Annotated in this window: 6 protein-coding genes and 2 pseudogenes; 4 read left to right on the top strand and 4 right to left on the bottom strand. The window is 57.5% G+C overall.

Annotation, left to right across the window (positions count from 1 at the left end; genetic code table 11):
- The 4 genes and pseudogenes from P7F28_RS33385 to P7F28_RS33375 form a co-directional block, all read right to left on the bottom strand.
- Positions 1 to 291: pseudogene (locus tag P7F28_RS33385) on the bottom strand (hypothetical protein); the annotation flags it as partial.
- Between the two features lie 319 nt (positions 292 to 610).
- Entirely contained in the window at positions 611 to 799 is a 189-nt protein-coding gene (locus P7F28_RS33380) for a hypothetical protein (protein ID WP_277189646.1), read from the bottom strand.
- A 198-nt stretch (positions 800 to 997) separates the two neighbouring features.
- Entirely contained in the window at positions 998 to 1,267 is a 270-nt protein-coding gene (locus P7F28_RS33930; protein ID WP_370467461.1) for a DUF1488 family protein, read from the bottom strand.
- 75 nt (positions 1,268 to 1,342) lie between these two features.
- Positions 1,343 to 2,569: a tyrosine-type recombinase/integrase gene (locus P7F28_RS33375; RefSeq protein ID WP_370467460.1), complete on the bottom strand. Its 1,227-nt coding sequence runs from the start codon at positions 2,567 to 2,569 to the stop codon at positions 1,343 to 1,345.
- A gap of 134 nt (positions 2,570 to 2,703) precedes the next feature.
- Between P7F28_RS33375 and P7F28_RS33370 the strand changes: the two genes are divergently transcribed.
- From P7F28_RS33370 to P7F28_RS33925, 4 genes and pseudogenes are all read left to right on the top strand, one after another.
- Complete coding sequence (locus P7F28_RS33370) at positions 2,704 to 3,720, top strand: DNA-binding protein (RefSeq protein ID WP_277189644.1); 1,017 nt, start codon at positions 2,704 to 2,706, stop codon at positions 3,718 to 3,720.
- Between the two features lie 135 nt (positions 3,721 to 3,855).
- Positions 3,856 to 4,080, top strand: a complete 225-nt coding sequence (locus P7F28_RS33365) for a hypothetical protein (protein WP_368860388.1) — start codon at positions 3,856 to 3,858, stop codon at positions 4,078 to 4,080.
- Between the two features lie 59 nt (positions 4,081 to 4,139).
- Positions 4,140 to 4,417 (top strand): annotated as a pseudogene (locus tag P7F28_RS33360) (HU family DNA-binding protein).
- 11 nt (positions 4,418 to 4,428) lie between these two features.
- Positions 4,429 to 4,653, top strand: a 225-nt coding sequence (locus P7F28_RS33925) for a group II intron maturase-specific domain-containing protein (RefSeq protein ID WP_368860390.1), incomplete at its 3' end; no start/stop codon positions are given.

Here is a 4,653-nt window from a genome sequence, read left to right as displayed (position 1 = left end):
CGTGGTCTCCATGTGAAAGGCCGTCTCGGGAGTGAAGCCTTCACCTCTGAGCAGTTCAGACACTCGCGTCAGACTCGATTCAAGTCCTAACGCAATATTTTCAGCGCCCACCGTATTGACCAAGAATTGAAAGGACCGTGTCTTAAAAATTGAGGCAGTCTGACTTGGACCGGGAGAGGGTGGCTTCGCGTATGACCTTGCTTTGGAGGTAGGCGAAGTTTTGTGTAGATGACGAGGTTGGCGCTGGCTGCTTTCTCGAGATCCCGCATGTCGCCCGCGCGGTTGACTCATTGGGTAGGGCTCCGTGCAATCGTGGCTATCGAACGGCTCGATTATAGCGGAGTGAATTCGCGAAGACGCTTCCCATAGGACACCCGCTCAACGAAAGAAACCGTGCAGATCCTGTTGTTGAGTAAAGCAAACGTGGTGGGCCTTTGCTGCCCCAAGCTTGCCACACTGACGTATCGTTGGATCCCACCTACACCACGGCGATGTCAGATTGCTCGTGCATCTAACTTGTGACGAGAGGGCGAGCAAAGTCTGCATCAACTCCGGTGAAAGGCGAATTAACAACGCGACTTATCCCGGCTTGACGCAGCCACAAGGCCGCTTAAAAGCCAACTCCCACGCCGACGCCTGAGCCCCTTCCGAAGTTGCCACCGCCGATTCCTATGCCGATGCTCGACCCCGGCGCGTAATAACCCGGCGGATAAGCCGGATCGCCATAACCGGAAGGCGGCACGCCAGCGCATCCTGAAACAATTAGCGCAAACACGAACAAACGACAGATCAGGGACATGAGCTTTCTCCAATGCACTCATCGCACCGCAATCCCTGGTCCCGTGGACGTCAAGGTAATCCAATAGATGGTGATGAAATGCTCTCTGCATAAAGCCGACCCCGACTCAAATCGAGCAATGCACAGATGCAACTAATAGTCTGCGCACCGCTCTGCTTTGGAAAGCTTCGCCAGGGAAAACCGCCTAGCAATAGCGCGTCAGCAACGCGTCGCATGCAGACGTGGCTTAGTTCTTAGCGAAATCTGACGTTGATAGCTCACGGGGCTTCGAGTCACGCGCTTGTAACTTTCGCTCAGCCACGGCGTGAATGCGGCTGAAACCGTTGTTGAATACCTAATTGTTCGAGCATCGTCCGAATCCGGAGCGAGCCAAAAGTACGTTTCGAGTACGGCGCGAGAGATCAGGCATGTCACCGGCTCGTCTTGCCAGATCATGATGAATGTGACGCTGCGCTTATCCGCGGAGATTTATGGTTCTGGTGAATGTACTTTCAAAAAAATTGCTGCGTGGACATCAGGAAACCGATGAAGCAACGTTAAGTCCTACCAGTCTATAAGGTGCTTTTCATCCGTCTCCTGATGACGTCGGTCGTCATCAAGGTGCAGATACAAGCTCGTCGTTGTGAGCGACGCGTGCCCGAAATTATCTCGCACGAGTCGAAGATCGATTTTTCGATCGACCATATGAGATCCTGCAGAGTGCCGCAGCCAGTGAGCAGACGCTCTTTCGAGCAGGTCTGCGCGGGCGCCAGCCGAAGCGTCGCGTTCACGTAATCGAGCCGCCGCACGGGCAAACACTTCTTTGACGATCGCGTGCAGCGCGGCACGGGTCAGCGCAGGACGCGTCTGGACGCCACCATTTTCGAAGGTTGCGCCGATCGGCAACACGAGAGGCGTATCTTCGTTTTGGGACGGTAGTGCGCTCAAGCCGAGGTGCTGCCGGTACCGCGACAATTCAGTCATCATTTCGCGTGTGGCGGGTACCAGTCGTTCTTTGTCGCCTTTGCCCCGTACCGTCAGCCACCATCGAACGGCGCCATCGGAATCGCGTCGCATAAAGAACTGGCCCATTGTGTTATTGCCGACTTCGGCAATGCGTAGCCCGCCCAAATAGAGCAGGGTAAAAAGCCATCGCACCCGGTAGGCGTGCGCGGTATCGCGCGCGCTCTCTCGCGGCATAGCGGCAATGCTGTCCTTCACCTCTTGCCAGATGCCGGGTTCCAGATAGCGTGTAATGCGTGGTGCAGTCTGACGGGCCCGCTGGCGAGACAACGAGAGCGGGTTGCCGGAGAGGTAACCCGCTTGCACGAGCCACGAAAACATCGCGTTGAGGATCACGATCGCCTGGCGCTGACTTGCCGGTGACAGCGGACCATAGAACGGGCGCCAGCGCGCATCGGTACGGGGGTGCTTGCGACCGCCGCCAGCGACCCAGGTGATGGCGGGTTGAGGATCGAGCAAAAAGCGCTGATAACGCAGGCAGTCTTCGTGAGTGAGCGAGGAAATGGGCTTGCCGAGCGTGGCAAGTGACCAGAGTAACAATCGCTCGGCTTCCTTGCGGTAATTCTCGAAGGTCGTTTTCTTATCCGCAAAGCGCGACAGCCACGCGCGGATCGCATCTAGGTCGTTGGTAGCTGCAATCTGGGGCCGGCCGGTCAACGCCCGATTCGCGCCCACGCTGCCGTCGAGTTCCGACGGGACAACGAGCATTTCCAGCGGCATGGGCTGCATTGCTCGCGCCGGGGGAGAGGGAAGGTCGGCCTTTGACATTGAATGATTTACGAATCAGCGATTTGGATATTAAATCAACATTTTAGCAATAATGTCAAATTTGTGATTTAGAGAGGTTGAGATGTGTACGAAATACGTTGTATTATCACCTCTCTTTCTTCCTTCGGTGATTCATGTCCGACGTCCTCTCCAACGAGACGCGCCTAGCCGCCGACATTGAGCGCCTCAAAGTCGAGTTTCCCAAAACGCGCGAGCTCTATCGCGAGGTATGCGCGCTGCTGTTTTTCCGCTTTGGCGTCCCGCCCACGGCCAATCGCCTGTACAACCTGGTCCGGCGCGGCACCATGAGTACGCCGGCCTCGGTCTTGAGCGAGTTCTGGGCCGACCTGCGCGAGAAAAGCCGCGTGCGTATTGAGCATCCCGACCTGCCGACGGATCTCAGCGAGGCCGCAGGCGAGCTGATCGGCACGCTGTGGACGCGAGCGACAGCGTCCGCGCAAGCCGAATTGACGGCATTGCGAGACGAGGTCGAAGCGAGTCGGCTCGAGGCCGAGCAAAAGGTTGTGGCCGCACGTGATGAGTTGGGGCGCACGGAAACGGCGCTTGAGCAACGGACAGCTGCGTTGCTTGCGGCGCAAGCTGACCTTCGCGAACTTGAGCGGCAGCAGATCGAGGAGAGCGCCACACGCAAAGCGCTCGAAGCCGAAATCAAGCGTCTGGGAGACGCGGCCTCAACGCGCGAGCGCGAGTTGGAAAAGGTACGGGAGACGTTTTCGCTTGATCTCGAAAAGCTGCGGGATACAGCGGACCGTGCCGAGGAGCGCCTGCGCGCCACGGAAAAACGCGCACTCCTGGAAATTGACCGGGAACGCAGTTCAGTGGCTAAGCTTCAGAAGGAACTGGGCGAGGTTGTGAAGCGCACCGACAAGCGGGAGGCCGAACATCGACGCGCAGTCGAAGCGTTGCAGCAACAAAAGGGCGATGCCCGTCATGAGAACGGGATGCTGCAAGGTAAGTTGGCTGCGCTCGAGGCGGCGCATCAGTCGCTTCAGGAACAAATTGAGTCGCTGCGCGCAGTCGCGGGTTCTCCGACCCGACTGGCATTACCGAAAGAAATCAGTGAGCCGGTGAGGCGTGTGGCTAGGAAAGTTGCCGCTAGCAAGACGGTGAGAATGAAAGGTCGTCGGTAGACAATCAGCAAGTGACACCAGCAGGTGGCCACGAAATCGGGTGCGTCGGCGTATAGGCCAGGCTGGCGGCCGGGAGTTCAGATGAGAAGGTCGGCGTAAAACAAGTTGCGGGTCGTTGCGGTTCGCGTCGACCCAGTGATTGAGCATCGTCTGCGCGTGCTGGCCGAAGCAACGGGACGCAAGCAGTCGTTTTTTCTTCAGCGAATGATCGAGGACGGAATCGACGCGATGGAAGACATTTGGCTGTCGCCTGAGACGCTGGCCAAAGTTCGAAATGGCGAACTGTCAGACTTAGTAGCGGAGCACGGGACGACTTCAGATATATTCGATTTAGAAGCGGTCGATACCGAATCAAAGTAACTTCGGTTTTTGCCGCACTCCACAGTGACGAGTGAGTCGCATTAGAACCAAGACAATCGATGAACAAGCAAGAATTGGTAGAAGCAGTCGCGTCGGAAGTGGGGATAAGCAAAGGCGCCGCTGAAGAGGCAATCAGCGCTGTCCTGGACACATCTCGAAGGAAGTGGCGGCAGGCAGCACGGTTCAGCTCGTTGGTTTCGGCACGTTTGGCCGCGGAGAGCGCGCCGCGCGCACGGGGCGCAACCCGGCGACGGGCGAGGCGATGGAAATTGCCGCGGCGAAGACCGTGACATTCACGGCCGGCAAAGCGTTCAAGTTGCGACTTGAGGTCGCGTAGTTCGTTGTTTTATCGCTGCAGTCTGGCGACAGAAAACCGGGCATTCCGTTGCCCGTAGCGCGGCGCTACGACAGGATCTACTGATCCGTGCGCTCAATCCACTGATTCGCGGATCGGCGAACTATCATCGTCATGTTGTGGCGAAACAGATCTTCAGCGCAGTTGGTCACGCGATCTGGCAGTCTCTATGGCGCTGGGCGCGGCGTCGGTATGCGAACAAAGGCGCGCGCTGGGTA

The organism is Caballeronia sp. BR00000012568055 (assembly GCF_029439455.1).
GTDB lineage: Bacteria > Pseudomonadota > Gammaproteobacteria > Burkholderiales > Burkholderiaceae > Caballeronia.
This window is presented reverse-complemented; position numbering and strand designations above follow the sequence as displayed.

Coding starts and splice junctions, on each gene's coding strand:
- P7F28_RS33380 (WP_277189646.1), bottom strand. CDS start 799: ATGTCCCTGATCTGTCGTTTGTTCGTGTTTGCGCTAATTGTTTCAGGA.
- P7F28_RS33375 (WP_370467460.1), bottom strand. CDS start 2,569: ATGTCAAAGGCCGACCTTCCCTCTCCCCCGGCGCGAGCAATGCAGCCC.
- P7F28_RS33370 (WP_277189644.1), top strand. CDS start 2,704: ATGTCCGACGTCCTCTCCAACGAGACGCGCCTAGCCGCCGACATTGAG.